At 34.5% G+C, this 26052-nt stretch carries 21 protein-coding genes; 3 read left to right on the top strand and 18 right to left on the bottom strand.

Annotated features, from left to right (window positions below; translation table 11 throughout):
* Positions 1-75: 75 nt before the first annotated feature.
* Positions 76-2172, bottom strand: a complete 2097-nt coding sequence (locus tag MHH66_RS09015; RefSeq protein WP_078185266.1) for a vWA domain-containing protein — start codon at positions 2170-2172, stop codon at positions 76-78.
* 276 nt (positions 2173-2448) lie between these two features.
* Positions 2449-2784 (bottom strand): hypothetical protein, encoded by a 336-nt coding sequence (locus tag MHH66_RS09010; RefSeq protein ID WP_002033583.1) that lies wholly within the window; start codon positions 2782-2784, stop codon positions 2449-2451.
* Between the two features lie 137 nt (positions 2785-2921).
* Between MHH66_RS09010 and MHH66_RS09005 the strand changes: the two genes are divergently transcribed.
* Positions 2922-3308 (top strand): hypothetical protein, encoded by a 387-nt coding sequence (locus tag MHH66_RS09005; protein WP_002128474.1) that lies wholly within the window; start codon positions 2922-2924, stop codon positions 3306-3308.
* 38 nt (positions 3309-3346) lie between these two features.
* Here the strand turns inward: MHH66_RS09005 and MHH66_RS09000 are convergent, their stop codons facing one another.
* The 9 genes from MHH66_RS09000 to MHH66_RS08960 all read right to left on the bottom strand — a co-directional run bounded on the left by MHH66_RS09000 (position 3347) and on the right by MHH66_RS08960 (position 14825).
* Complete coding sequence (locus tag MHH66_RS09000) at positions 3347-4066, bottom strand: class I SAM-dependent methyltransferase (protein ID WP_078185265.1); 720 nt, start codon at positions 4064-4066, stop codon at positions 3347-3349.
* Between the two features lie 111 nt (positions 4067-4177).
* Positions 4178-5881 carry a peptide ABC transporter substrate-binding protein gene (locus MHH66_RS08995; protein WP_002192731.1) on the bottom strand — a complete coding sequence of 568 codons (1704 nt, stop codon included), beginning with the start codon at positions 5879-5881 and terminating at the stop codon, positions 4178-4180.
* Positions 5882-6281: 400 nt separating this feature from the next.
* Entirely contained in the window at positions 6282-7997 is a 1716-nt protein-coding gene (locus MHH66_RS08990) for a peptide ABC transporter substrate-binding protein (protein ID WP_063219667.1), read from the bottom strand.
* A gap of 281 nt (positions 7998-8278) precedes the next feature.
* Positions 8279-9976 (bottom strand): peptide ABC transporter substrate-binding protein, encoded by a 1698-nt coding sequence (locus MHH66_RS08985; RefSeq protein WP_078185264.1) that lies wholly within the window; start codon positions 9974-9976, stop codon positions 8279-8281.
* Between the two features lie 348 nt (positions 9977-10324).
* Positions 10325-11362: an LCP family protein gene (locus MHH66_RS08980; RefSeq protein ID WP_012261388.1), complete on the bottom strand. Its 1038-nt coding sequence runs from the start codon at positions 11360-11362 to the stop codon at positions 10325-10327.
* Between the two features lie 17 nt (positions 11363-11379).
* A complete protein-coding gene (locus MHH66_RS08975; protein ID WP_078185263.1) occupies positions 11380-12378 on the bottom strand; it encodes an anti-sigma factor in 999 nt (332 codons plus the stop codon).
* 12 nt (positions 12379-12390) lie between these two features.
* Positions 12391-12924, bottom strand: coding sequence for a sigma-70 family RNA polymerase sigma factor (locus MHH66_RS08970; protein ID WP_078185262.1), 534 nt, complete (start codon positions 12922-12924; stop codon positions 12391-12393).
* Positions 12925-13132: 208 nt separating this feature from the next.
* Complete coding sequence (locus tag MHH66_RS08965) at positions 13133-13939, bottom strand: ABC transporter permease subunit (protein ID WP_078185261.1); 807 nt, start codon at positions 13937-13939, stop codon at positions 13133-13135.
* Complete coding sequence (locus MHH66_RS08960) at positions 13932-14825, bottom strand: ABC transporter ATP-binding protein (RefSeq protein WP_002167840.1); 894 nt, start codon at positions 14823-14825, stop codon at positions 13932-13934. Before MHH66_RS08960 ends, MHH66_RS08965 begins: the two co-directional genes overlap by 8 nt.
* Positions 14826-14989: 164 nt before the next feature.
* Between MHH66_RS08960 and MHH66_RS08955 the strand changes: the two genes are divergently transcribed.
* Positions 14990-15583: a TetR/AcrR family transcriptional regulator gene (locus tag MHH66_RS08955; RefSeq protein WP_002128486.1), complete on the top strand. Its 594-nt coding sequence runs from the start codon at positions 14990-14992 to the stop codon at positions 15581-15583.
* Positions 15584-15678: 95 nt separating this feature from the next.
* Here MHH66_RS08955 and MHH66_RS08950 read toward each other — a convergent pair whose 3' ends face one another.
* Positions 15679-16647 (bottom strand): helix-turn-helix transcriptional regulator, encoded by a 969-nt coding sequence (locus MHH66_RS08950; protein WP_078185260.1) that lies wholly within the window; start codon positions 16645-16647, stop codon positions 15679-15681.
* A gap of 59 nt (positions 16648-16706) precedes the next feature.
* Here MHH66_RS08950 and MHH66_RS08945 point away from each other — a divergent pair, with 59 nt between their 5' ends.
* Positions 16707-17150, top strand: a complete 444-nt coding sequence (locus MHH66_RS08945) for a VOC family protein (RefSeq protein ID WP_078185259.1) — start codon at positions 16707-16709, stop codon at positions 17148-17150.
* 56 nt (positions 17151-17206) lie between these two features.
* On the opposite strand, the gene MHH66_RS08940 is transcribed toward MHH66_RS08945, so the two are convergent.
* From MHH66_RS08940 to MHH66_RS08915, 6 genes are all read right to left on the bottom strand, one after another.
* Entirely contained in the window at positions 17207-18238 is a 1032-nt protein-coding gene (locus MHH66_RS08940; protein ID WP_002014316.1) for an oxidoreductase, read from the bottom strand.
* 423 nt (positions 18239-18661) lie between these two features.
* On the bottom strand, positions 18662-21085 hold the full coding sequence (parC, locus tag MHH66_RS08935; protein WP_002014315.1) for a DNA topoisomerase IV subunit A: 2424 nt from the start codon (positions 21083-21085) through the stop codon (positions 18662-18664).
* Between the two features lies 1 nt (position 21086).
* Complete coding sequence (gene parE, locus MHH66_RS08930; protein WP_002014314.1) at positions 21087-23051, bottom strand: DNA topoisomerase IV subunit B; 1965 nt, start codon at positions 23049-23051, stop codon at positions 21087-21089.
* A gap of 378 nt (positions 23052-23429) precedes the next feature.
* A complete protein-coding gene (locus tag MHH66_RS08925; protein WP_002014313.1) occupies positions 23430-23843 on the bottom strand; it encodes a CoA-binding protein in 414 nt (137 codons plus the stop codon).
* Between the two features lie 79 nt (positions 23844-23922).
* Positions 23923-25164, bottom strand: a complete 1242-nt coding sequence (locus tag MHH66_RS08920; protein WP_002185182.1) for a S1C family serine protease — start codon at positions 25162-25164, stop codon at positions 23923-23925.
* Positions 25165-25367: 203 nt separating this feature from the next.
* Positions 25368-26045 carry a response regulator transcription factor gene (locus MHH66_RS08915; protein ID WP_002087776.1) on the bottom strand — a complete coding sequence of 226 codons (678 nt, stop codon included), beginning with the start codon at positions 26043-26045 and terminating at the stop codon, positions 25368-25370.
* Positions 26046-26052: the final 7 nt, after the last annotated feature.

Below are 26052 nucleotides of genomic sequence, written 5' to 3'. Positions count from 1 at the left end.
CCTTCCTATTCTTGCTTGTTTGAAAAGAAGAATAAAGAGAGCCGGGCCTCCTCCGCCCCTCTTACACCCTATCTACTATTCACATTCGTACCGGTAAATCTCCTTACCATATCCTCTATCAATTACTAAAAGTTCATTTGGATACAACGTCTTATGCTCCATTCCTACCTCTTCCTCTGTTATAAACATCCCATCAATAATCATCCCAACCACTTGTGATTCTTTCGCTACAAATATAGATTTCGATCCTTTTTTCGCTATTAATGTTACAGATTGCACCGCCTTTCTTTCTGCTCGAAATGGAATGCCAAAATAGTGCTTCCACCATTTATTTTTAAGTAACTCTGGTTCAGATTGATAAAGCCAATCTTTCGCTACTTCTTGATCCCATTCGTAATATAGTAATGCTTTCCGATGAAATCTCGGACGAACAATCCATCCTAAAATAATAATTCCTACTATTAAAAGTAATAAAGTAATAGGAATTACAAATTTAAAAACGAGCGCATACTTCTCAAAAAACGGCGCATTTTCAATGTGCAGTACGATCTTTTCCTTTACTTCTTGTAATTTTGAATCATTGATCGTGATGGTAGCCTCTACGGTGCCGGTATCTGTAAAATTGAATGTGTCGGAGTAATAAGGTCGAGGATAAACATAAACTTGACTACCATGCTGTTTTAATTCATAGTTGATCGATTGATTCGATGTGACACCAGTAGATTTTAATAGTTTCTTTACAGCCTCTTCTGTCATCGGTTTACCATTTAACTGGGGCTGTAAAATAAATGGTTTACTATGTTCTAAATTTGTTACCTTTTCTTCATAATCTTTCGTAACAGCTTGAAGTTTTAATTTTGGTTTTTCAGCTGGTTCAATCTTGAATTCTTTCGTCTGTCTATAAAATCCCTTTATATTCATATGGACTTTCCCGCGTACTAACTCTTTACCAACCTGTGTCTCGTAATAAAACACATGGCTTTTATCATCCCATTTCATCGGATACTGCTTTCCGTCTATTTCTACTTCTGCTTCGAAATAAGAAGTTTGAATTGGTAATTCAGTAGGTTTCGCTTCAATAACAGCTGTCACACCTTCATACATTTTCTCAACATTTTTTCTATCTTTATCATCTTTGTCGTACGTAGAAACAGTATAATTAAGCGCTGGTTCAACAAGTACTTGTAATCCCTCTTTCTCAATGTCCTGATCCACTTCTATCGTATATGTCCCTGGCTTAATCACTTCCTGGTTCGCTGTACTTACATGCACTATATTTCCGAATAATTTAGCTTCTCCTGGTGCATGTATAGAAAAAGAAGACTGCAATTGTAACGGTTTGGAAAGTTGCATAACTTTATAATTAGACAAAGAAGGTGATTGTCGTACAAGCGTCATACGCTTTAATGGAAACGGTGTTGTAATCTCTACTTTTTTCCCTACTATTTTCGTTTTGACAATCGACTCAACAGAAGAAAATGGATCACGATTTGCAACTAATGCTGCCACTTGATTCACACTTTGTACAATACCATCCTCACCGCTAGACGGCATGACAACTCCATTCATTTCTTTTTTCCAAATCTCTTTAAACGTATTTAACTGCAGCTTCTCTTGCTGCCCTAAATCCTCTTCCATCGTGATTAAGACTGGGTGTAAAGAGATCTTTTTAGAATCCATCTCTTTCTTAAACTGTGCTAACTTCTGTGTAATTTGTTCTTTTCCGCCAATCTTATCTTTCTCCAAATCATTAAATGCCCCGTCAGTTAATACAATAAGCCAAAATTCACGTTTCCCATCTATATCTGCTTCCTTTTTTATAGATTGCATCGCCGTTTCTACTGCGCTAAATGGAGTATTTAAATATGTTTTCCACGCCCCAATCCCCTCAATTTCTGTTTGCCTTTGATCCTTTGTTAATGAAATGTTTAATGGAGCATCCGGCTTACTCATTGGAACGTAAGAAAATTTATCTTTCTCATCTAATAGCGCAACTAAACTTTGCAAGGCGTAATTGGCATACTTCCAGCGATCGTTATTTCTCATGCTGCCCGAATCATCATATACAAGTGAAACGACCCTTTCCTTTGCCTCCTCTCCTTTTGCAAAAACTGAAAAAGGTAAACATATAAATAGAAACAGCATGAACGTGGCACAAATTCGAATTTTCATGATGAGGCTTCGCCACCTTTGTAGACAAATTCCTATGTTTAAATTTATGAGAGGAAACAAGATATATGACTTGTATTTTAGGACAACAGTTCACAGCAATTACATTATGTAAACAAAAATGAACTACTCCCATATTTTATTTCGAATTTTTTCCTTATTATATATATCTGAAATAACACATAGATTTCATACTTTTCCCGCTATAAATTCCACCATTAAAGTTTGATTTTCTTTTCAATACAAGAAATAAAGAGCACGCTATAATTAGCGCACTCTTTACTTCTTCACATATACTTCAACAATCGGATTTTCCTTTTGATCTGCATGTAAACGTATATTCTCTTCACCCGTATTATAAATGCTAGCTACCAGCATAACTGTTAACAAATTAGGGATTTTCCCGTCACTTCCATATTTTCGTTCAAGAGCTTCTGTATACTCGAAATCCAAATCACCCTGCACATATGTATACACTTCAAAACCATCTTTCAAATTACATACGACCGTATCAATAATATCCGCCCCTACTTGTTTCTTCATTTCACCTCGCAGTGCTTCTATTAATTCCTCCCAAGGAACTTCGTACGTCTGAAATTGGTCTGTAGATTTCATTTCTCTTCCTCCTCGTTATGTATCCTGTTCGTATATTTCCCCTTTCGTATAACAATTATGATAGATAGGTCATTCGTACAAGCCGCACTTGTCCTGCTTACATATCGTATTACGGTAATACGGAAGGAGGAAAGAACATGCATAGAAAAAGATGTTATGATACATGCCAACGTTATTTCGGTAAAGTTGTTCGAATTGAAGATCGGGATGGTCGCATTCACTTAGGCAAAATAATAGATGTAACAAACGATTCTGTTTGGATTGAACCAATGCAACAGCGCTCATCTTTTGATACAGGATTCGGGTACTATAACGCATATTCAAACGGCGGATGTGATATTTGCGGTGGTATTAGCAGATGTGATAACTGTGGATTTGGATGCGGTGGTGGATTCGATGGTGGATTTAGTGGCTGTGGATGCGGCGGTCGTGGTTGCGGTGGTTGTGGCGGCGGTGGCTGGGGCCTTGAACTCGGATTTGGCTTTATTTTTGGAATTACTTTGGCTGCATTATTTTTCATCTAACATAGTAAAGAGTTGACTATCTTTAGCCAACTCTTTTTCTATTTTTCACATATAAAAATCCGATGCCCTAAAATATGTTGATACATAAGCAGTACTTGTTCGTGTTGCACCCACGCCCCATACAATTCTTCCGGAATAAACGGTGATACATTCCACTCTGGCTCTTCCACATGTCCTGCAACTGTTTCTGCAATAGTTCCGCCACCCGCAATTGTAATTCTTTTAAAATTTGCTGCTTGAAATAAATGAATCCACTCATTCTCAGTTAATAATTCTTTCATACCGTATAACTGTCCAATCTTTTCCTCCTCTTTCTTCTCAATATGTTTTTCGGTAATCATTTCAATGACAACAAGCTTTCCATCCTTCTGTAATACACGATAACATTCCGAAATAACCTTTTCTTTATTTGTAAAAGCGAGTATAGATTCTCCAAGTACAAGCTCAAATGAATCATTTAAACACGGTAACCCTTCTACATCTCCTTGAATCAATTGTATATTTAAACCATCAAACAACCATCTATCTTTCGCTTTTTGAATCATAATTTCATTCTTTTCAACCGCTGTCACTTTATAACCCAATTCTTTTGTCATATACGCCGCTGTTTTCCCCGTGCCGCAACCTATCTCAAGGACATTTGCTCCGTGTCTAAGTGGTAATTGAGATAGCAATTGTTTCGTTAGCGTAAAACCACCAGGATGAGCACTCCCTATTCCGTAATAAGCTAAAAAATCAATGTACGAATTTCTTTTCATGGGATTCTCCTTCATTTTTCTATAATACTTATATTCATTCATAAAAAAGTGGTGCAAAAAAAAACATTTCCAAAGTGCTTTACTACACCTTAGAAATGCTTTTATTTGTTATTATTTCTCTTCTACATACGCCCATTTGAAACTATATTCCGGACTAATATTATGTTTCACAATTCCCTTTACATTTGGTTGCATAACATATGATCTAGCATTTTGATATAAAGGTACAAGTGCTACATCATCTTCAAGTAACACTTTTTCTGCCTTCCCTAACTCTTCCCAACGTTTCTTTGCATCAGACATTAATTCTGTTTTACTCTTTTTAATACTCTCATCATATTTTGAATTTGAGTAACTCATTTGATTCTGAGAATTCGTTGTTTCAAACATATCTAAGTATGTCATCGGATCTGCATAATCTGGGCTCCAACCACCATATGCGATATCATATTCTTGCTCTGATTCTAATTTTAATTTTTGCTTAAACGGCTGAAGTTTAATATTTACTGTTACACCTTTTAAGTTTTTCTCAATCTGATCCTTTACATACTCTCCAACTTTTTTCGCATTACCAGTATCGTAGTTTAAGAATTCAATTGTCACCTGATCTTTTCCAAGTTCTTTTTTCGCTTCGTCCCATGCAGCCGCAGCCTTTTTAGTATCTTGTTTCAAACCATTTTTAAATGTTTCTTGGAAATCTTTACCGTCAGGTCCAGCTGCTAAACCCTTCGGAACTAAATAATCGGCTCCTTTTGAACCATCATTTAAGATGACATTTGCTAAATTCTTTTTATCTATCGATAATGCAATTGCTTCACGTAATTTCTTGCTTTTTAGTGGTGTATCTTGACCAGCACGCTTTTGATTTAAACGTAAATAGAATGTACTTGGTTCTGAATATGTTCCAAACTCATCTTTTTTATTTCTATACTTATCAACGAATTCTCCTGATAAAAGCGCGAAATCAATTGCACCTGTATCATATAAATTTACCCTTGTAGCTACTTCTTTTACTACACTGTAATTAATTTCATCTAGTTTTACAGTCTTTTTATCCCAATATTGGTCATTTTTCTTCAATTTCCAGCCTTGCTCATGTTTCCAATCAGTAAGTACAAACGGTCCATTATAGACTGTCGTATCAGATTCTAAACCGAACTTCTCTCCTTTTTCTTTTACGAACTTCTCATTTAATGGATAGTATGATGGGAATGCCACTAAGTTTAAGAAGTATGGTACCGCTTGCTCTAATTCTACTTCAAGCGTATAATCATCGGTTGCTTTTACTCCTAATTCAGTTACAGGTTTTTCTCCTTTATTAATCGCTTCTGCATTTTTAATATAGTAAGTAATAAATGCATACTCAGCAGCTGTTTTTGGATCTAATAGACGTTGCCATGCAAATACGAAATCTTTTGCAGTTACTGGATCACCATTTGACCATTTTGCATCTTTACGTAGCTTGAATGTATATTTTTTACCATCCTCGCTTTTTGTGCTAGATTCTGCTGCAGCTGGGATTGGCTTATTATCTTTATCAAGACGATATAATCCTTCCATCGTGTTTCCTAAAATTTGTGAACCAAGTGTATCCGTACTTTTCGAAGTATCCATCGTCGGAATTTCATTCGTTTCTGTTCGATTTAATACTTGTTTTGCTGCATATTTAATATCGGATTTTTTCTCTTCCCCACCATTAGACGTTGTAGTTGTTTTCTTCTCTCCACCTGATCCCGAGCAAGCTGTTAATGCCATACTCATTGCTAGAACTGGTGCTACAACCGCTGTTAATTTTGTCATCTTTTTTCTCTTCATTTCTTTGTACCCTCCCCAATTATATGTACGATATTAACAGTTAGAGATTCTCTATTAACTTTCGTTATCAGAAAATTCTTATTAATTAATATTCTACTATTTTTTCTGGTTTTGTAAAGTATTTTTGTAAATTTTCTAAATATTTATTTTTTTATGATAATAACTTGCTATTTTACTATTACTACTATATGAATCATCCCCCGTCTACTATATGTAAACATATCCCCTCTTATTCTTCTCTATTGCTATGTTCTATATTTTTCTCATCAATATGAAATCTCTGCTATCATTTATCTATCCAATTGTTGAACTCCTTTCTAATTTCCATGTGCCTTATTCTCCTATTCATACAAAAAAAGCATTTCAAAAGCATATTAACCACTTTTGAAATGCTTTCATATTATTTCTTTCCGCCATCCTCAGTTACATACGCCCACTTAAAGCTATATTCTGGACTAATGTTGTGTTTCACAATTCCTTTTACATTCGGTTTCATTACATATGCTCTTCCTGTTTGATATAAAGGAACTAATCCTGCATCTTCTTCAAGGAATAATTTTTCTGCTTTTCCTAACGTTTCCCAACGTTTCTTCGGATCAGACAATAATTCATTACCCGCTTTTTGTACCATTTCATCATATTTCGGATTTGAATAACTCATTTGGTTATATGGGCTCTTCGATTCAAACATATCAATAAATGTCATTGGATCCGAATAATCTGGGCTCCAACCTGCAAACGAAACTTCATAATCTTGCGCTGACTCTAATTTTAATTTTTGCTTGAATGGCTGAATTTTCGTGTTAACTGTTACACCTTTTAAGTTTTTCTCAATTTGATCTTTAAAGTAATCGGCAATCTTTTTCGCAGTTCCATCATCATAGCTTAGTAATTCAATTGTAACTTGATCTTTTCCAAGTTCCTTTTTCGCTTCTTCCCAAGCTGCTGCACCTTTTTTCACATCATATTTCAGACCATTTTTAAATGTATCTTGATAATCTTTACCATCCGGTCCTGTCGCAAGCCCTTTTGGAACCAATTGATCCGTTGCTTTTGATCCATTATTTAATATAACGTTTGCTAAACCTTTTTTATCAATTGATAATGCGATTGCTTCACGAAGTTTTTTGCTCTTTAACGGTGTATCTTGTCCGTTACGTTTTTGATTTAAACGTAAGAAGAATGTACTTGCTTCTGAATATTCACCGTATTCATCTTTGTTCGATTTATATTTATCTACAAATTCTCCTGATAATAATGTAAAGTCAATCGATCCTGTATCATATAAATTTACTTTTGTAGCCACTTCTTTTACAACGCTGTAATTAATTTCTTCTAATTTCACAGTCTTATTATCCCAATACTTATCATTTTTCTTCAGCTGCCAACCTTGTTCATGTTTCCACGATGCCATTACAAATGGCCCGTTATACAATGTTGTATCTGCTTCTAAACCGAATTTCTCTCCTTTTTCTTTTACGAACTTTTCATTTAAAGGATAATATGACGGGAATGCTAATAAATTTAAGAAGTACGGTACCGGTTTTTCTAATTCTACTTCTAGTGTATAATCATCTACCGCCTTTGCTCCTAATTCAGTTCCAGGTTTTTCTCCTTTATTAATCGCTTCTGCATTTTTAATATAGTAAGCAATAAATGCATATTCTGCAGCTGTGTTTTTATCAAGTAAGCGCTGCCATCCGTATACGAAATCTTTCGCTGTTACAGGCTCTCCATTTGACCATTTCGCATCTTTACGCAGTTTAAACGTATATTTTTTACCATCTTCGCTTTTCGTACTTGATTCTGCAGCAGCCGGAATAGGCTTATTATCTTTATCAAGACGATATAATCCTTCCATTGTGTTTCCTAAAATTTGTGCCCCTAACGTATCAGTAGATTTAGAAGTGTCCATCGTCGGAATTTCTTGATTTTCCGTACGATTTAATACTTGCTTCGCTGCATATTTAATATCAGCTTTTTTTTCTTCCCCACTATTAGATGTAGTAGTCGTTTTCTTCTCCCCACCTGATCCAGAGCACGCTGTCAATGCAACACTCATTGCTAAAACTGGTACTACAACCGCTGTTAACTTTTTCATCTTTTTTCTCTTCATTTTTGTACCCTCCCTAATTATATGTACATTACCAACCCTTGAGAGACCCCTTGCTAACAATTAATTTTCTGAAAATTATAACTAATATTATTCTACTCTATTTTTCGTATTTGTAAATAGTTTTATTTTAAATATTCTGATTTTTACCTTCATAAATTAGTATGATTTATCCCCCATCTACTATATGTACGTACTATACGCCTTATTCTTCTCTATTTAACTGAGCTAAAAAAAAGCATTTCAAAGTAGCTAAGCTACTTTGAAATGCTTTTTCAACTCTATTATTTTTCAGTCACGTATGCCCACTTAAAGCTAAATTCTGGACTGATATTATGTTTTACTACACCTTTTACATTTGGTTGTAAAACATAAGAATCTCCACGTTGGTATAAAGGTACAATCGCTACATCTTCTTCAAGTAATGTTTTTTCAGCTTTTCCTAACTCTTCCCAACGTTTCTTCGCATCACTCATTAATTCCGTTCCAGCTTTTTTCACCATGCCGTCATATTTAGGGTCAGAGAAGCTCATTTGGTTATGAGAATGTCCAGTCTCAAACATATCTAAGAACGTCATTGGATCTGCATAATCTGGATTCCAACCACCGTATGAAATATCATATTGTTGCTCAGATTCTAATTTTAGTTTTTGCTTAAATGGTTGAAGTTTAATGTTAACTGTTACACCTTTTAAGTTCTTCTCAATTTGGTCCTTAATATATTCTCCAACTTTTTTCGCATTACCAGTATCATAGTTTAAGAATTCAATTGTAACTTGGTCTTTACCTAGCTCTTTTTTCGCTTCTTCCCAAGCTGCAGCAGCTTTTTTAGCATTTGGTTTTAAACCATTTTTAAACGTTTCTTGGAAGTCTTTACCGTCTGGTCCAGTTGCTAAACCTTTTGGTACTAAGAAGTCAGCTTCTTTTGATCCATCATTTAAAATTACGTTTGCTAAATTCTTTTTATCAACTGATAATGCAATTGCTTCACGCAATTTTTTGCTCTTTAATGGTGTATCTTGTCCATCACGTTTTTGGTTCATACGAATGAAATACGTACTCACTTGTGAATATGTTCCGAATTCATCTTTCTTATTTCTGTATTTATCTACGAACTCTCCAGTTAATAAAGCAAAGTCAACTTGACCGCTATCATATAAATTGATAAGAGTTGCTGGTTCTTTAACAACACTGAAGTTAACTTCTTCAAGTTTTACAGTCTTTTTATCCCAATATTGATCATTTTTCTTTAATTGCCATCCTTGTTCATGCTTCCAATCTTTAAGAACGAACGGTCCATTATAAACTGTTGTATCAGACTCTATACCGAACTTCTCCCCTTTTTCTTTTACGAATTTTTCATTTAATGGGTAGTACGATGGGAATGCTACTAAGTTTAAGAAGTACGGTACCGCTTGCTCTAATTCAACTTCAAGCGTAAGATCATCTACCGCTTTCACTCCTAATTCAGCTACAGGTTTTTCACCTTTATTAACCACTTCTGCATTTTTAATTGGGAATGCGATAAATGCATACTCAGCAGCTGTTTTTGGATCTAATAGACGTTGCCAAGCATATACGAAATCTTTCGCCGTTACTGGATCTCCATTTGACCATTTTGCATCTTTACGCAGTTTAAATGTATATTTTTTACCATCTTCACTTTTCGTGCTAGATTCTGCTGCAGCTGGAATAGGCTTATTATCTTTATCAAGACGATATAATCCTTCCATCGTATTCCCTAGCATTTGTGAAGATACTGTATCTGTTGATTTAGAAGAATCCATCGTTGGAATCTCTTGGTTTACTGTTCGATTCAACACTTGTTTTGCCGCTAATTTTCCCTCTGACTTGCTATCTCCACTTGAGTTTGTGCTTGTCTTTTTATCTCCGCCTGATGTAGAACATGCTGTTAATACCATGCTCATTGCTAAAACCGGTACTACAACTGCTGTTAGTTTTTTCATTTTTTTCTTTTTCATTTTTTGTACCCTCCCTAATTCTAAACGATATCTATTTAAGAATTTTCTGATAATTCTGTTTTTCTTTATATATTTATCAGACGATTCTTACTACTTCTTATTCTACTAATTTTTTTAAATTTGTAAAGTGTTATTATTGAAAATTATTAAAAAATTATTTTCTTACAGTAATATTCATAAAAATTCCATATAGTTTTTTAACATCGTTTTTTATCGTTACATATACACTAATTTAATAGTGTTAATTATATTTTCTAATAAACAGACTGTAGATTATCGTTAATAAATAATGTATATTCCGGAAAACTTTTTCCTACAAAAACAAAAAAAGCAGATATAGCATCTGCTTTAATTTCCCTCAATTTGTTTCTCACTTAATCCAAGATGTGTTCTGAGTGTATTACTCAAATTTTGTAAGTCTTTTTTATTAGGATTATAATAATATACACGCTTTCCATTTTGGCCATTTGGTAAATATAAATCATCACCGTTCAGTTGAATCTTCTCAACTGAACAATCTAAACCATATTTATAAAAAGATAAAATATCATCCAATGCTAAATTTGTTTTAAAATCGCCATCGACGGCCTCAACCATTTTCTCCAGTTTTGTAATAGACCCTACACTTTTTAATTTACTTAAAATCGCCTCAATAACAAGTTGTTGGCGCTGTCCCCTCATTGCATCACTATCAATATGACGAGTTCTCGCCAAAGCAAGTGCTTCTTCTCCCGTTAATTTTTGAACCCCTTTTTTCAAGTGAATCGTATCGGGTTCATCTTTACTATTTTGTTCAGTAAATTCAACCGGGACATCTACCTCAACACCATCGAGCCCATCGACAATTTTAATAAATGACCCAAAATTAAATTTCACAAAATAATCTACCGGTACTTGCAGCAACTTTTCTACTGCCTCAACAGAAGCTTGTGGCCCTCCATCCTTTCCGTTTTTAACGAAACCACTTCCATATGCGTGTGTTATTTTATCTTTTTTCTTTTCGATTGGAACATATGTATAAGTATCTCTTGGTATACTGGTTAATTTCACTGTCTTATCTTCTTTATTAAACGTAGCTAACAATAATGCATCCGTATGAAATGCACCATTATAGCCCTTTTGCCGTTCTTGATTTTCATCAATCCCCATAATTAACATTGAAACGTTGTGTGTAATTGGCTTTACAGCTTTCTCACGTAAATTTGATTTTTCACCACGCGATAAGTTCAAATTAGATTTTTGTACGAGATTAGAAGTTTTCATATATACATAAGCACCATACCCAACTCCGCCAAATAGTAATACTCCTAACAATACACTTATGATCGTTGTCTTTTTATATTTTCGTTTATTTTTCTTTTCTCTTGAAGGAGAGGTATTCTCCATATAGTTCCCTCCGTTTTCTATTCATCTAATATGTTTTTCAATTTTTCATAATTAGTGCTATCCTTTTGAAATACATTCTCTTTCAATCCTTTGTTTATTTGTATCCATTCAGTCGTAATCGAATATTGAATCATACCTTCATGGAAACTAAGGAACTTCAACATAATCCCCGTATTTTTCTCTACAACCATTTCAAATTTCCCACTCAAATCTTCAGATGTACTTACAGGCATTTCTATGTTTATTACCCCTTCTATTTTGTAGCAATCGAGTCCAAGATACTTCGCTTCTTTATAACTCCAATCTTTATATCGAATTAATAGATCAGCAAATTCTGATTGAATACTGTACTTAGCGAATCCCACATATTCGTCATCATACCGTTTCTTCTCACCTGATTTTCTCAACAACCTTTCCATAGGGCTTAATTTTAATAGTTCATTATTTCTTTTTTTAGGGATCCATCTCGTCTCTTTATACGTATTATTCTTATCATTAAACTCTTTTTTTCCGTCCTCGTTATAAATAATCGTGCTTTTTTTCGATAGTTTGTCTTCTTTAGATGAAATACCACTTTGTTTCTCCGTATCAATCACATATTTATATGTTGTAGCAATTCTTGTAGAGCTAGAATATTCTTCGAATTGCCCTGAAACATTTTGGAAATGATCAATTGAATCAAGCATCTTTTGATGAATCTTCTCCTTATCTGGATAATTGACGTTCGACTTTATTTCTTCTTCATTCTCATAATCAGAAAACGCATTCTTCTTTACGTAATTAAACATCCCTCCATTTTGTGCAAAGCTCTGTATAGAAAACTCAGACATAGATACAATTGATAGCGTTAGAACAGCGGCACTAATAAACATCATATGTACTCTATAACTCTTTCTTTTTACAGGAAGATTATGAAGTGTATCATTAATTTTTTCATTTAGTGCCTGTGGCAATACGGTATTATCCTTTTCTATTCTCTTTTTTAATTTTTCATCAAATGATTTTTCTTTATCCATTTTAACCACCTCCTACTCCATCTTTAATCGCTCTTCTAATTGTTCCCTTGCACGTGACAATCTTGATTTAACCGTTCCTTTTGGAATTTCTAAAAGCGTTGCAATACTTTCTTGATTCATATCTTCATAATAATAAAGTACAGTTACAGCTCTTAGTTCTTCCGTTAAAGACTGAATAGCATTACAAAGGTCAATATCTTCATATCGATCGAACGCCACCATATTACTATCATGATCCTCAATTACAATTACTTTTTTATAAGAGCGAATTATATTGTTACACTCATTTATTAAAATTCTAATGAGCCAAGTTTGAAAAAACTCTTCCTTTTTCAGTTTTTTTATATTTTCATAAGCTTTTAAGATTGTTGCCTGCATCGCATCCTCTATATTCGTCTCATCACGTAACATCGCCTTCGCAATGCGATACATCTTTACTTTGTCTGTATGTATAAGTGTCATAAAAGCCCCATGATTACCCTTTTTCGCTAAAGAAACATCCGTTTCTTCTTTTACAATCATCTTATATAAAGGAATTACTTTCACAATTGGTCCTCCTGTTTCAGCCTCTCTATTAATTAAACTTTACACATATTAGACGGAGTATCCTAGAAAAAGGTTCAATTCTTTTGAATATTTCTACAAGAAAAAATGTAAACATTCCATTTTGACTATCTACTTAAATGTTTCTCTAAAAGATATCCCTTCGAATTTACAAACAAAAAAAGCCCACTTTCTCAGTGGACTTTCTAATTTACAACGGTAAATCCCTCTTCCTAAACACTACAATTGCTACTATGAAGATACAAAGTGCTCCAGCAGTTAAGCCTATACTTACTGGCCATATATTATATGTTCCTTCAGCAATTTCTTTCGGACGAAACAATGTAAATAAAGATATATTTCTCATCCACTCTAACTTATCACTTAATTTCCCTACCATATCTAATACGAAAAATAAGATTGTTAAACTGGCTGAGTAGCTAAGTGCCTTTCTTTCATCATTACATATACAAGAAAAGAAAAATGAATAGGCACTAACTACTAAAAATATAAGCCCTCCAACTACATTTATTTTCAAAAATAATTCTTTATTTAAGTTATTATCTTTTAAAAACCAATCTGCACCTAATATACCAGCTACATAAGTGACAATTACAATTATTAGTAGCCCCAATATGAGAACAGTAGCTTGTGTAATTGCAATTTGCACCCTGGATACAGGTGTTGCTAATAAATATGCCATCGCCCCTTTATCTACATGACGAGCAATTAGATGCGTTGCAACCGTGACACAAAAAATTGTTAAAATGATAATAAACAACAGGCTATAATATTCACCAGCTAAAAAATCCATTACATTTTGAATTGGGCTTTCCATTCCAACAATTTTTTTCACACTATCAGGCATGGCACTTATTAATTCATTTAAACCTTTGGCTGAAACCATCGATGGGAATATCCAAATTAATAACCATAAATAAAGAGCTGCACCAGTAGCATAGCTCAATATACTTTTTTTCGTTTCTTTCAAACTAGCTAAAAATAGTTGTTTATTCATGCTTTACCCCTTCTTTCTTCTCGTAATAATGCATAAATAAATGTTCTAAATCCGTCGCTCTCGTTTGAAGTGCAGTTACATTATAGTTTGAAAGTATTTGTAAAACAGTTTGATAGTTTCCTTGCACAATAATTGACGCCTCTCTAGCTTTCACTCCTTCAAATTGCAAATCACATTGTTTAAGAGACTCGATTTCTTCTTGAGATGATACTGTTACATCTATCACCTGTCTTCTCATGCCTTGTAAATCATGAATATTTTCAACCGTTACAAGACAACCATCTTTAATAATAGCTACTCTGTCACAAGTTCTCTCAATTTCAGTGAAAATATGTGATGACATAAGGATTGTTTTTCCTCTTTGCTTTTCCTCTAATATTAAATCTATAAATACTTGTTGCATAAGTGGATCGAGTCCTGATGTCGGTTCATCTAAAATTAACACTTCTGGATCATGCATAAATGCCGCAACTATACCTACTTTTTGTTTCATTCCTTTAGACATTTTTCGAATTGGTGTTTTCACATCGAACTGCAAACGTTCTATCAATTCATCTCGTCTTTTTATATTTTTTAACCCACGCATTCCTTGCATCAAATTTAAAAACTCTAATCCATTCATTCCTTCAATAAAAGAAATCTCTCCTGGTAAATAGCCAACTTCTCTTTGAATTTTCGCAGCATCTTCCCAACAATCTAATCCGAAAATTGTCGCTTTACCAGCCGTCGGTTTTATAAATCCCATTAAATTACGAATCGTTGTTGATTTCCCAGCACCATTTGGTCCTAAGTAGCCAAAAACTTCTCCTTCTTTCACTTCAAATGTAATATCAAACAAGCCTTTTCCATTTGAAAACTGTTTTGTGACATTTTGAACTGAAATCATAAACCCACCTCATTTTTTGAAATATTTAACATGTGATATTTCAAAATTATTGTACTCCTCATCTTTCATATTCGCAACAACTTTTTGAAATATTTATATGTCCATATTTCAAAAATATTGTTTTCAATTATTTTTTCTTGTATATTTTAAATGAGGTGATTGTATTGAACGGCTTTGAAAAAGTGAAAGAAAAGAAAAAACGTGCCATTAAGGATGCGGCCTTTAAATTATTTTCAGAACGTGGATTTAATGAAGTGAAAATAGAACATATTGCAAAAAAAGCAAACGTTTCTCAAGTGACAATTTATAATCATTTCGGAAGTAAAGATGCGTTATTTAGGGAACTTATACAAGAATTTATAATATCTGAATTTCAATATTATAAAGAGCTTGCAGAAGAAAAATTACCTTTTCATGATATGATGCAAAAAATGATTGTAAGAAAAATGAATACTGGGGGGTTATTTCAGCCTGATATGTTACTACAAATGATGCAAAGAGACGAAGCGCTCCGAGAATTTATTTATAGTTATCAAAACGAAAAAATCTTGCCTTGGTATTTAGAAATATTAGAACAAGCACAGCGCAAAAATGAAATTAATCCACACCTTTCAAAAGAAATGATGTTACTTTACATTCAAATGTTCACTAAATTAGGTGATGATTTCGGGGCACAGCTTCTTGAAGGAGATCGAGAAAAACATATACAAGATGTAGTTACGATGTTTTTTTATGGACTTTCCGTCCCAGAAAAATAATTTTTTCTAAAGAACAAACAAAATCATAAAAAAGCCCTTTGGATATTTAAATCTCAAGGGCTTTTTCATGTCGAAAAGAATTATTAAAACTAACTTTATCTCAAAGAAGTTAAATGATGTTTTATAGATACTACCTTATTATAGATTAAATCTTTCAGCATGACAGGCTGAATTGAGATAATCGTTTTTCCGAAATTCAAAAAATAACTTGAAATAAAATCAATTTCTTTCTTGTTAAAATAGCCTGTTATAATGTAATTTTCTTTTTCTTTTTGTATCCTCATGGAAGGATAATTCTCTTTATCAAAAATGTCTTTTCCTTCTTGATTAACAATGACAATAAAATCAATTGCATCAGGCTTTCTGTGAAAAGTAGTAAGATAACTTAATAGTTCTTCGAGCTTTTTTGGATTAGTATTGCTTGTTTCCATAATAGAGAGAATTTTATCACATCTAATTATTTGAACATTACTTGTCTCAAAATTAAAAATTTTAGCATACCACTGTCCAAATTTAGATTCTATTCGAATAAATTGGGCGACCAATGCTTTCTCCTCATCTTTTTTCAAATATGTTAAACGATAAACCCGTTCAGCAAAAATCCCCTGTAAAAGTTCTTTTAAGAACGGACTAAAGTTACTATGATTTGTTACTTCAAAGGAAAGCGTTCGTTCCATGATTGAAATATTTTTACTCACATTATCAGGTAATACATGTTTAAATTTATTTTCAAGCGCAATACTTTCTATATTAAATGGCTTTGTTTTGTATCCATTTAATGTAAGAATCGAAAAGTATAACGCATACATTTCATCCACACTAAAATATATTGGTGATAACACACTATTTTCTATAATTTTATAACTTCCATTTCTACCTAGTTCAGAATATATTGGTACACCTATTTCTTCTAATGATTGAATATCTCGTAGAGCGGTACTTTTAGAAATATCATATCTAACCATTAAATCTTTTAAATTAAAATGTCTTTTATTATTTAAGAAAATAAGCATATCATTTATTCGTTCAGTTTTTTTCATATTTCCCTCCATAAAAGGTGTCATGTATTGAAACCTTTTTAGTCTATATTATAATTATTAACTAATAAAGGAGTTATATATTTATGACATTAGAAATAGCTATTTTTCTTTCAATGGATGGGCAAGCAAAGGAGGCAATTAATTTTTATACACGTAATTTAGAAGCCAAGAAGTTAATGATTGTTACGTATGAAGAACTGGCCAAAAGAGATAGTTCTTTTGAAATTACAAATGAAAATAAAGATCATATTGCCCACTCTGTTTTACAAATTGGGAATACAAAGCTAATGATAGCCGAAGATACAATGAACCCTACTGAACGTTATAGCGTTGGAAATAACATGTCACTTTGCATTCAAAGTGCTAATTTAGAAGAAATACAAAGATTTTATAATAATTTAATTTCCGATAAGTATGTGAAAATAATCTCTCCATTAGAAAAAAATATATTTAGTGAAGCATATGGTATTATTGAAGATCCTTTCGGCATACAAATCCAGTTAATGTATGATAAACGATTAAACTAAATAATGAGTCATATTCATATGTTCCTAATAAAAAAGACACGAAATTCGTGTCTTTTTTATTTTACCGCAATGACTCTACCCGTTTCACTACTCTCAGTCGCCAATTGAATCAATTTAATAACGTCTAAACCTTCTTGAGCAGTTACAGGTAGCTTTTCACCATTTAATATGCTATCTCGCACGCCTTTATAATACATGTCATAGCAGCCGACTTCTGTTGGAATACGCTCTAAGCTTTCTTCTGTTTCTAAAGTAGCAAAATTCTCTTCAGAGTCTGATCCATAACCATTATCCCCTGGCTTCATTCCAGTCTTTAATTGTTCTTCCTGTGAATCCATACCATACTTCACGATAGAACCTTTATCTCCATGCAGTGTAAAATGTGGTCCAGCTTGCTTTACGTAACTGCTACTATGTAAAATAACGCGCTTCACTCCATAGTGAAGTACAACATGGAAGTAATCATCCACTTCTGCACCTGGTCGTTGTTTTATTACATCTGCGCTTATCGCATCTGGTTTCCCAAATAATGATAATGCTTGGTCAATTAAATGCGATCCTAAATCATATAATATACCTGATCCTGGTAAGTTCTTTTCTCTCCAGCGATCGCGTACATGTGGGCGGAAACGATCGAAATGCGCTTCATATGCGTATACATTCCCTATTCTTTTTTCTTGTAATAATTTCTTTATCGTTAAGAAATCATTATCCAAACGGCGATTATGATACACACTTAAAACGACATTATGTCGGTTCGCTAATGAAATAAGTTCTTCTCCTTCTTCAATTGAAACAACGAATGGTTTTTCCACAACAACATGCTTACCGTGTACAATTGCTTCTTTTACATATGGAAAATGGGTTGTATTCGGCGAAGTAATGACCACTAAGTCAATATCAGCTCGATTTACTAATTCATCAATTGTACCAACAACTTCAGCATTTGGTAATGCTTGTTTCACTACTTCTTCTTTTGATGATAAAATAGCACGAATATCGTATTCTTCTATCGTTTGTAATAACGGGATGTGAAATGTTGTACTAGAAAATCCAAATCCTACAATCCCTACACCTATTTTTTTCATGTTGCCCCTCCATTTGTCCCGCTTTAACGGGCAGTAAGATTCCTAACTCAAAATTCAGCGAAAGCAAAGAAATTAGGTGAGGAATCAACTGCTCGTAAAAGCCCGATTGGTTCAACTAATAATCAGTGGGGATAAAGAAAATCCCCACTGATTAAAGTTTCACTTTATGAGAACGATTTCATTTCATCATTATAACAAGATTATTTTTATATACATAATGATTTGCTTAGAAAAAAGCATCTTGCTATCATTCATAGCAAGATGCTCCCTTTATCCCGCATTAACGCGCAGTAAGACTCCCACCTCAAAATAAGGCGAATGCGAGGGAAGTTAGGCGGGAGACCAACTGCCCGTAAAAGCCCGATTGGTGAAGGCTAATAATCAGTGGGGGATGGAAAAAAAACCACTGATTAAAGTTTCACTTTATTCCGTTCTTTTCTTTGTCCACGTTTCAATTACTTCACCAGTATCATTAACATCTAGTACTAAACTACCATTACTATACCGGTCTTTATTTCGAAACGCTTTCGGATCAATTTCTTCTACAATGTGTTTCTCTGTCTTCATGTAAACTAATTCATCATCTCGAACAATTTCAATACCGACAATGCGGTACGGATTACGTTTTAACTCTTTAAAAATTACAAGGCCTCGCTTCGCCCTCGTTGATTTCTCAATTTCCGATGCCTTTATACGTTTCACAGCACCTCGCTGCGTAACGAGAATAAGTTGATCTTTTTCACCATTTAACGGTTTACCAGAAGCAACATAGTCATCTTCTTTTAAATTAATTGCTTTCACACCAGCTGCTCTGACACCAACTGGACTTACTTCTTCTTCATTGAATACAAGTGCATATGCACCATGTGTTGCAAGAACAATATCACTTGTCCCATCTGTCGCAAATATATCAACAACTTCATCATCTTTTTTCAAGTTTACAGCAACGAATGCCCGTGAATAACGCTGCACTTTATATTGGTTTAATTCTGTTTTCTTAATCATACCGTTTCGTGTAACAAATACGATAAATCGTTTTTCTTCTTCAAAATTCGGTACGACTGTTGCCCAAATTAACGATTCATCTCGCTCGAGTGAAACAAGATTCGCAACGTGTTGACCTAAATCTTTCCAACGAATTTCTGGCATTTCATACACAGGAAGATAAATATAATTTCCTTTGTTCGTAAATAAAAGAACGGTTTCTGTCGTGTTTGTATCGAAACGCTCAAGTAAGATGTCACCCTCTTTCATACCGAAGTATTTCCCGTTCGATGCATTATGCGAACGCCAACCTGTTCGTTTCACATAGCCTTCTTTCGTTACAGTAACGATGACATCTTCTTGCGGAATCATAACTTCCACATCGATTTTAATTTCTTCAATTTCCTCTTCAATTATCGCACGGCGATTATCACTATATGTTTTCTTTACTCTCTTCAAATCTGTTTTAATAACTTGAAAAAGTCTTTTTTCACTTTGTAAAATTGACTGTAACTCTATAATTTTCTTACTAAGTTCCGCTGCTTCTTGCTCTAGCGCTGTAATATCTGTATTTGTTAAACGATATAATTGCAGTGAAACAATTGCTTCTGACTGCGCCTCTGTAAATCCAAATTTCGCACTTAAATTATCTTTCGCATTACGCTTATCTTTAGACCCACGGATCGTTTCAATCACTTCATCTAAAATTGATAATGCTTTCTTTAAACCTTCTACAATATGCTGACGATTTTCTGCTTTTCTTAATTCATATTGTGAGCGTCTTGTAACAACTTCTTTCTGATGTCCAATATATGCATCCAAAATCTTAGGTAATGTCATAAGTGTCGGACGACGATTATTTATCGCTACCATATTAAAGTTGTATGGAATTTGTAAATCTGTATTTTTATATAAATAATTTAAAATACCTTCAGCATTCGCTTCTTTTTTTAATTCTACAACGATACGAAGACCTGTACGATCTGTCTCATCACGTACTTCAGCAATTCCATCTAGCTTTTTATCTATACGTAATTCATCCATTTTCTTAACAAGATTCGCTTTATTTACTTCGTACGGAATTTCTGTAATAACGATTTGTTGCTTCCCGCCACGAATCGTTTCAACCTCTGCTTTTCCGCGAATAATAATTTTACCTTTACCTGTTTCATACGCTTTTTTAATGCCATCTATCCCTTGTATAATACCACCTGTAGGGAAATCTGGTCCTTTAATAACTGTTAACAAGTCCTCCACAGAACTATTCGGTTGATCGATACGCATAATTGTAGCATCAATTACTTCTCCAAGATGATGCGGTGGAATTTCTGTTGCATAACCAGCGGAAATCCCTGTAGATCCGTTCACTAATAAGTTCGGGAACATTGCCGGTAATACAATAGGTTCTTCACTCGTATCATCAAAGTTTGACACGAATTCTACTGTTTCTTTATCAAGATCACGTAATAACTCAGATGCGATTGGTGATAAACGTGCTTCCGTATAACGCATTGCCGCTGCTGGATCCCCATCAACACTACCGTTATTTCCGTGCATTTCAACTAAAACATTACGTACTTTCCAAGTTTGACTTAAACGGACCATCGCCTCATATACAGAGGAATCACCATGTGGATGATAATTACCGATAACATTACCTACTGTTTTAGCTGATTTACGAAACGCTTTATCATGTACGTTTCCTTCTACATACATAGAATATAAAATACGTCTTTGTACCGGTTTTAAACCGTCACGCGCATCTGGAAGCGCGCGGTCTTGAATAATATATTTACTATAACGTGCAAAGCGGTCACCTAACACGTCTTCAAGCGGGAGGTCATGAAACTTCTCTGCCTGCATGTTATTCCACCTCCGTCTCCATAATCATTTCATTTTCTAAAATATTTCCTTCTTCTTGCATACCAAATTGTACATTACGCTCAATCCATTTACGGCGAGGTTCTACTTTATCCCCCATCAATGTCGTAACTCGGCGCTCAGCTCTTGATGCATCGTCAATTTTCACACGGATTAACGTACGTGTTTCAGGGTTCATCGTTGTTTCCCATAATTGATCGGCATTCATTTCGCCAAGTCCTTTATAGCGCTGCAACATGTAGCCTTTACCGACCTTTTTCGTTACATCACCTAATTCTTCATCCGACCATGCATATTCAATTACTTCACTTTTCCCTTTTCCTTTACTTACTTTATATAAAGGTGGAAGTGCGATAAATACTTTACCAGCTTCAATAAGTGGTTTCATATAACGGTAGAAGAACGTCAGTAGTAACACTTGAATATGTGCTCCATCCGTATCTGCATCGGTCATAATAACAACTTTATCGTAGTTAATATCTTCAACAGCGAACTCATTCCCTACGCCTCCGCCAATTGCGTAAATAATCGTATTGATCTCTTCGTTCTTAAAAATATCAGCAAGCTTTGCTTTTTCCGTGTTAATTACTTTACCACGTAATGGTAGTACCGCTTGGAAACGACGATCTCGCCCTTGCTTTGCTGAACCACCAGCCGAGTCACCCTCTACTAAATACAATTCGTTTTTCTGAGGATTACGTGATTGTGCAGGCGTTAACTTCCCGCTTAAAGTACCTTCTGATTTTTTCTTCTTCTTACCAGTACGCGCTTCTTCTCTCGCTTTACGAGCAGCCTCACGTGCTTGTGCTGCTTTAATTGCCTTTCTCACAAGAAGTGTAGCCACATCCGGGTTTTCTTCTAAAAAGTAAGCTAAATGCTCAGATACAATTGCATCAATTGAAGAACGAGCTTCACTTGTACCTAGTTTCCCTTTCGTTTGCCCTTCAAACTGGAGTACGTCTTCTGGTACACGTACAGAAACAATCGAAGCTAATCCTTCTCGAATATCTGTACCCTCTAAATTTTTGTCTTTTTCTTTTAATAAAGAAACTTTACGAGCATACTCATTGAACACACGTGTCATTGCTGTTTTAAATCCAGCTTCGTGTGTACCACCGTCTTTTGTACGTACATTATTTACAAACGAAAGAATGTTTTCTGAGTAACCATCATTAAACTGAAACGCTAACTCTGCTTCAATTCCATTTTGCTCACCCGAGAAATATACAACTGGATGAATCGAATCTTTCTCTTCGTTTAAGTATGAAACGAAAGCCTCAATTCCTGTTTCATAATGAAACACATCTTCTAAATCATTACGTTCATCTTTTATCGAGATTTTCATTCCTTTTAATAAGAATGCAGATTCACGTAATCTCTCACATAATGTTTCATAATTATAATTTGTTGTGCTGAAAATAGTTGTATCTGGTTTGAAGTGCATCGTTGTACCAGACTCTTTCGTTTTCCCGATTTTCTCTAACGTCGTTGCAGGAGTACCACCATTTTCAAAGCGTTGTTCATAAATGCTACCATCTCGCTTAATCGTTACTACTAGCCATTCTGATAAGGCGTTTACAACTGATGCCCCAACACCGTGTAAACCACCACTCGTTTTATAGCCTCCTTGGCCAAACTTACCACCAGCATGAAGTACAGTTAAAATAACTTCAGGTGTCGGCTTTCCAAGCTTATGCATTCCCGTAGGCATTCCTCGCCCTTTATCAATTACGCTAATACTATTATCTTTATGTATTACGACAGAAATTTCGTCGCCAAATCCCGCTAATGCTTCATCAACGGAGTTATCTACTATTTCATATACTAAATGATGCAATCCACGGCTATCCGTACTCCCGATATACATACCCGGGCGTTTTCGAACGGCTTCAAGTCCTTCTAACACTTGGATTGCATCTTCATTATATTGGAACTGATGCTTCGCCAAACTCCTTGCCCCTTTCCTAATCAAATCAGAACATATGTTTCTATTATAGAATAACGCCTCGACTATAGTTTTGGCAAGTTATCTTATCTCTTTTATATACTATTTTCAATAGAAAAATCCTTGTTTTTTTTCACAAGGATTCCTCTAGGCTACTATTTCAGAAAAATAATCGTTTGTCAACGAGAAATGGATATGTATTCCAACATTATACATTCCAAACCTTTATCATGATCCAAATGATCAATATCCAAAATGGGATAACAAGTAACAATCCCCAAAAACAGCCTTTAAAAAATCTCATGATGAACACCTCGTTCATCCGCCCTACTTATGTAAAAAGTGAGGGCTGAATCAATCTTTCTATCTTTAAAATCTATACTATTTTGTCATTACATGCTCTACTTTAATGCAACGATCCATTATTACTGTGTAGCCTTTTTCTTGTAAAAGTTTATATGTATCTTCATCTTGTACTCCTAATTGTGCCCAGAAAACATCTGCATCAATCTCTACAAACTCTTTCGCAACATCCTTTAAAAATTCTGAGCGACGAAACACATTTACAATATCAACATGTTCTTTAATATCCGTCAGTGAAGAAACTGCCTTTTCTCCGAGTACTTCATCTACTGTTGGATTTACTGGAATAATGCGGTACCCAGCATCTTGCATTGCTTTTGAAACCATATACGATGTGCGTTCTGGCTTATCTGATAATCCAACAACTGCAATCGTTTTACTTTTCTTTAATACTTCACCAATTTCCGTACGAGTTGGGTTTTCAATTATCATAATTTATCCCTCCTATTCCTTTAGTATATCCGATAAAGAAAGTCTCTTTCAACATGAAAGAGACTTTCTTTTATTCCGATTATTGATTCTTTGTAGCTGAATTATCTGCTAATGTAGCTGTTTTCGTCATTTTTTGGCCATTGCGATAGAATGTAACTTCTACTTTCTCGCCTACTTTTTTCTTTTCATATAAATATTTACGGAATTGAAGTGAATTCTCTACTTTTTGATCATCTAACGCTACTACTATATCATATTGCTCTAAACCAGCTTTTTCCGCTGGTGATATTGGATAGATTTTACCTAATACAACTCCATTTGTTACTTCTTTTGGCACTTTTAATTGATTTACTGCATAAGCTTGCACATCTTCTAATGAAACGACACCTACTCCAAGAGCTGGACGTTTCACTACTCCGTCTTTTTCAAGGGATTCAATAACTGGCTTTGCAATATTAATTGGAATAGCAAATCCAATTCCTTCAACTTCTTGTTGTGCAATTTTACTTGAATTAATCCCAATTATTTCACCGTTTTGGTTAAATAACGCACCACCACTATTACCTGGGTTAATCGCTGCATCTGTTTGAATAACTTGAGCATTCCAATCTGCACGCTTATCGCCATCAATATCTACTGGAATTTCACGTTCTTTGCTACTAATAATACCTTCTGTTACACTTCCATCAAACCCTAGTGGGTTACCGATTGCAATCGCTTTTTCACCCGCACGAAGTTTACTTGAATCACCTAAAGTGGCAACTTTATTTACATTAGATCCATCAATTTCTACAACCGCTAAATCTAACCAAGGGTCTTTCCCTACAAGCTTTGCATCTACCTTTTTACCATCACTTAGTTTTACAGCAAGTTTATTTGCTCCATCTACTACATGGTTGTTCGTTACAATATACGCTTTATTTCCTGCTTTTTTATAAATAACACCTGATCCTGAGCCAGCTTGTTGCTCTTGGCCTGTCGGTTGCATTGCAAATGGATCAACACTTTGTTGCATATTAATAACACCTACAACAACATCCTTCGCGCCTTCGATCATTCCCGGTAAATCAGTTTCATTTTTCGCTTTATTTACAACTGGAACTACAGTTCCTTCTACTTGTTTATTAGAATTGAATGACGAAACAGCTGCATCATTATTTTGCACCCATGGCATGTACGGTGCTGCAAAACTAATCGAAACCGCCCCGACTACAGCTCCAACTAAACCTGTGAAAAAATATCCTTTTTTACTACCTGATTTTTTCACTTCTCTCGTTTCACTATGCTCTTCATTCAAATTCGGTCCGTCGTAATATCCCATGTTTTATTTCCCCTCCCTGGTGAATTCGTACTTTCAGTATAGTCACATTTTGTGTCCTTCTTGTGAACTCATCGTGAAATCCAATTAAAAAAATACTCCTATCTACCATTGTAGACAAGAAAAGTATTTTTTGTACATTCCACCTACAAAGGAGAGTGTAAATTTGCTATATCCCAAAGCCGGGATGCATAGTAAATTAAAGGTTATTCTTCGAATTTGTAACCTACTCGAATAACAGTGCCGATATGCTTCGCCTTATCTCCTAGCTTATTTCGCAGTTTTTTAATATGTGTATCAACCGTTCGGTCATCACCGTAGTAATCATATCCCCATAACTGATCTAATAAATGTTGACGTGACAACACAATTCCTTTGTTCTCCATTAAATAAACAAGAAGTTCAAACTCCTTATGTGTCAATATAATTTCTTCACCATCTACTAAAACTGTTCTAGATAGTCGATTCACTTCTATTCCAGCTAAAGACATAGTATTTTCTTCTGATACTCCTACCGCTCCATCCGCACGTTTCAATAACGTCTTTGCACGAGCTACTAACACTTTCGGACTAAAAGGTTTTGTTACATACTCATCTGCACCTAGTTCAAAGCCTAGTAATGTATCATCCTCATCAGAACGTGCTGTCAGCATAATAATTGGTACCGCTGACTCTTTTCTAATTCGTCTACAAACAGACCAACCATCTATTTCTGGTAACATAATATCTAACATAATTAAATCAATTGTATGTTCAGCAAATAATTCTAGCGCTTTTTTTCCATCTTCCGCTTCGATTACTTCAAAGCCTTCATTACGAAAATAATCACTAACAATTTCACGTAATCTTCTTTCATCTTCAACAAGTAATACTGTTTTATTCATATAACCT

The organism is Bacillus sp. FSL H8-0492, from assembly GCF_038006145.1.
GTDB lineage: Bacteria > Bacillota > Bacilli > Bacillales > Bacillaceae_G > Bacillus_A > Bacillus_A mycoides.
The sequence above is the reverse complement of the archived record's forward strand: the minus strand, read 5'-3'. Positions and strand labels throughout refer to the sequence as shown.

Coding starts and splice junctions, on each gene's coding strand:
- MHH66_RS09015 (WP_078185266.1), bottom strand. CDS start 2,172: ATGAAAATTCGAATTTGTGCCACGTTCATGCTGTTTCTATTTATATGT.
- MHH66_RS09010 (WP_002033583.1), bottom strand. CDS start 2,784: ATGAAATCTACAGACCAATTTCAGACGTACGAAGTTCCTTGGGAGGAA.
- MHH66_RS09005 (WP_002128474.1), top strand. CDS start 2,922: ATGCATAGAAAAAGATGTTATGATACATGCCAACGTTATTTCGGTAAA.
- MHH66_RS09000 (WP_078185265.1), bottom strand. CDS start 4,066: ATGAAAAGAAATTCGTACATTGATTTTTTAGCTTATTACGGAATAGGG.
- MHH66_RS08995 (WP_002192731.1), bottom strand. CDS start 5,881: ATGAAGAGAAAAAAGATGACAAAATTAACAGCGGTTGTAGCACCAGTT.
- MHH66_RS08990 (WP_063219667.1), bottom strand. CDS start 7,997: ATGAAGAGAAAAAAGATGAAAAAGTTAACAGCGGTTGTAGTACCAGTT.
- MHH66_RS08985 (WP_078185264.1), bottom strand. CDS start 9,976: ATGAAAAAGAAAAAAATGAAAAAACTAACAGCAGTTGTAGTACCGGTT.
- MHH66_RS08980 (WP_012261388.1), bottom strand. CDS start 11,362: ATGGAGAATACCTCTCCTTCAAGAGAAAAGAAAAATAAACGAAAATAT.
- MHH66_RS08975 (WP_078185263.1), bottom strand. CDS start 12,378: ATGGATAAAGAAAAATCATTTGATGAAAAATTAAAAAAGAGAATAGAA.
- MHH66_RS08965 (WP_078185261.1), bottom strand. CDS start 13,939: ATGAATAAACAACTATTTTTAGCTAGTTTGAAAGAAACGAAAAAAAGT.
- MHH66_RS08960 (WP_002167840.1), bottom strand. CDS start 14,825: ATGATTTCAGTTCAAAATGTCACAAAACAGTTTTCAAATGGAAAAGGC.
- MHH66_RS08950 (WP_078185260.1), bottom strand. CDS start 16,647: ATGACACCTTTTATGGAGGGAAATATGAAAAAAACTGAACGAATAAAT.
- MHH66_RS08945 (WP_078185259.1), top strand. CDS start 16,707: ATGACATTAGAAATAGCTATTTTTCTTTCAATGGATGGGCAAGCAAAG.
- MHH66_RS08940 (WP_002014316.1), bottom strand. CDS start 18,238: ATGAAAAAAATAGGTGTAGGGATTGTAGGATTTGGATTTTCTAGTACA.
- parC (WP_002014315.1), bottom strand. CDS start 21,085: ATGCAGGCAGAGAAGTTTCATGACCTCCCGCTTGAAGACGTGTTAGGT.
- MHH66_RS08925 (WP_002014313.1), bottom strand. CDS start 23,843: ATGATAATTGAAAACCCAACTCGTACGGAAATTGGTGAAGTATTAAAG.
- MHH66_RS08920 (WP_002185182.1), bottom strand. CDS start 25,164: ATGGGATATTACGACGGACCGAATTTGAATGAAGAGCATAGTGAAACG.
- MHH66_RS08915 (WP_002087776.1), bottom strand. CDS start 26,045: ATGAATAAAACAGTATTACTTGTTGAAGATGAAAGAAGATTACGTGAA.